Origin of the sequence: Acinetobacter sp. YH12064 (genome assembly GCF_013419735.1) — a bacterium.
GTDB classification, from domain to species: domain Bacteria; phylum Pseudomonadota; class Gammaproteobacteria; order Pseudomonadales; family Moraxellaceae; genus Acinetobacter; species Acinetobacter amyesii.
This window is the reverse complement of record NZ_VOZP01000036.1, coordinates 1-2141: the sequence shown is the minus strand read 5'-3', so window position 1 is coordinate 2141 and position 2141 is coordinate 1. Positions and strand designations below refer to the sequence as shown.

Genomic DNA, 2141 nt, shown 5'->3' with positions numbered 1-2141 from the left:
ATAGTAACATAAAAAATTAAGAAATTTAAGGGAGTTGATTGCATGATTAAGTTTGAGGATATATTTTACACTTAATGGGTTGTTAAAAGGAATTGTTTTTTATTTTCTATATCTGGGGCATATTATATTTTGAATTGGTGTTTATTAGGTTTTTATTAAAGATGGTGTGTTTGGGAAAAATTCAAAAGGTTTAAATGTTGTGAATAAAGTAATAATGCTTATTCTTATTGGTCTTCAATTTAGCGCGTGTGTTGAAAATAAGGTTGTGAACGGTGTTGATGTTGATCGAAAAGAGGTACAAAATGAGTTAAAGTTAGTAAGAGAGTATGTTGGTGAACAGAAGAATAAACTACCTGTGAATGTAGATAATTATACTAGATGGGTGGATTTTAAATTTTCTGATAATAAATTAACCTATATTTACATGGTTTCATTTGAAAGTATTAGTGATTATCAGGCGGCTGATATGAGGAAATATTATTATTCTAAGCCAAAGATAGATGAAATTTGTGAATCAATTGCTATCTTATCTAATTTGGATATTGTGTATGAGTATAAATATGTTAATTTAAAAAACAAGGAATTGATTACAATTCCATTTAATAAAAAGATATGTGATATTTAATTATGTTTTTTTTGAAAGGTATAATTTTGGTTTTATTTTGAATTAAGATTGTAATGAAAAAATTTGAATTAATTAATAAATCCCTTTTAGCAACCGTAGCATTCCTTCTGTTGCCATTTTGGTCTTATCTTTATTATGGTTATTTTTGGATTCTTTTTCTAGGCATTTTAACTATTTGTGTTTTTTGGTTTTTTGGTCATTTAAATTACAATAATAAATATTTTATTTTTCTATATTTAATTATTTTTATGATTTCATTGTTAATGCTAGGTGCTGTATATTTAACTTTAAATAATGGTTGGGTAGCCATTTTAAAATATATGTTCTTGTTTTTTATACTGGATACATTATTAAGTTTAAGTAAGATAAAAAAAATGCAGAAAAAATATAAAAATGATAATTTTGTTGTGGATGGTAATTTAGATGGTTATTCTGCTGATTTTGAAGAAAAAAATGGAAAAGTTTGGGGGGGTAGTCTTTTTTCACAAATGGCTATATTTTCATATATGCTTTTTATTGGACCGTATTTTATAGTCATTAATTCGCCATTTGAATTTTATGCTGGTGAAATGATGTCTGGTATTAAGTCAAATCTTTCGATATATGCCATAATCTTGATGGTATTAATATTCTGGGAATTTACATTGAAAAGATTTTATTTTTTTAGTGGTCTTAATTACAAATTTGGTAAAGAATGAAATAAAAAGCCCCTCATGGCTTTTTTAATATAAATCAAGATAACTGCTGAATCGGACTACCACCCAAGCCTGCATTAAAGTCACATAAGCATTGTATTGACTCGCCTGAGTTTAGACAAATACAAATAGCTGAAGGCTTAGAAAAACCTGAAAGTTTTTTAGTACAAGCACCAAAACCAATCGAAGAGTTAGATTTGGATATGTATAAGTCACGAAGATGTTAATCAAACTTGGATGGCATAAGCCATCCAACATTCGAAAATCTAAACTTATGGCTTAGGAAAAGGTTTCGGTGAGTTTGAAGCACAGCGCACGGATGTGCTGTTATTAATGTTAATATAATCTATACTGTCATCACCTTTTTCGTATTGAGGATTTGGTTCCTTTCCTCTTCTATAAATAGTGGTTGCTGCACCTCCTAATGCTAAACTTTGTGCTGCTCCTTCTTGATGTGTACTCCTTACGGATTTTAATAATCCAGACTTTGGCCCCTGTGGATTGAGTTCAGGTGAATTTTTGTAATACTGTGGGTCAAACCAATCAGACATCCATTCATGGTTATCAGTTGCCATATCGTAGAACCCTAAGGGTGTTGGTGGGAAATGACCTAGCAAAGGAACAATAGCACTAAAATTTAAACTTTTACTGACTTGATCTCTTTGCTCATCACTCCAAACATTACGACCCACTTCATACTTCCCATTATCTGTGGTGGAAATTATATATTGTCCTTTATTTCGAGCAGCATACTCCCATTGGGCTTCAGTAGGTAAATTCATAGGAATGCCGACTTGCTTACCTAACCATTGACAATAATC

Annotated in this window: 3 protein-coding genes; 2 read left to right on the top strand and 1 reads right to left on the bottom strand. The window is 30.2% G+C overall.

Annotation, left to right across the window (positions count from 1 at the left end; all coding sequences use genetic code 11):
• The first annotated feature begins 199 nt into the window (after window positions 1-199).
• Entirely contained in the window at window positions 200-625 is a 426-nt protein-coding gene (locus FTU13_RS17315; protein ID WP_180036304.1) for a hypothetical protein, read from the top strand.
• Window positions 626-678: 53 nt separating this feature from the next.
• Window positions 679-1323, top strand: a complete 645-nt coding sequence (locus FTU13_RS17310) for a hypothetical protein (RefSeq protein WP_180129038.1) — start codon at window positions 679-681, stop codon at window positions 1321-1323.
• Window positions 1324-1592: 269 nt separating this feature from the next.
• Here FTU13_RS17310 and FTU13_RS17305 read toward each other — a convergent pair.
• The coding region (locus tag FTU13_RS17305) for an SUMF1/EgtB/PvdO family nonheme iron enzyme (RefSeq protein WP_180129036.1) at window positions 1593-2141 on the bottom strand (549 nt) is incomplete at its 5' end.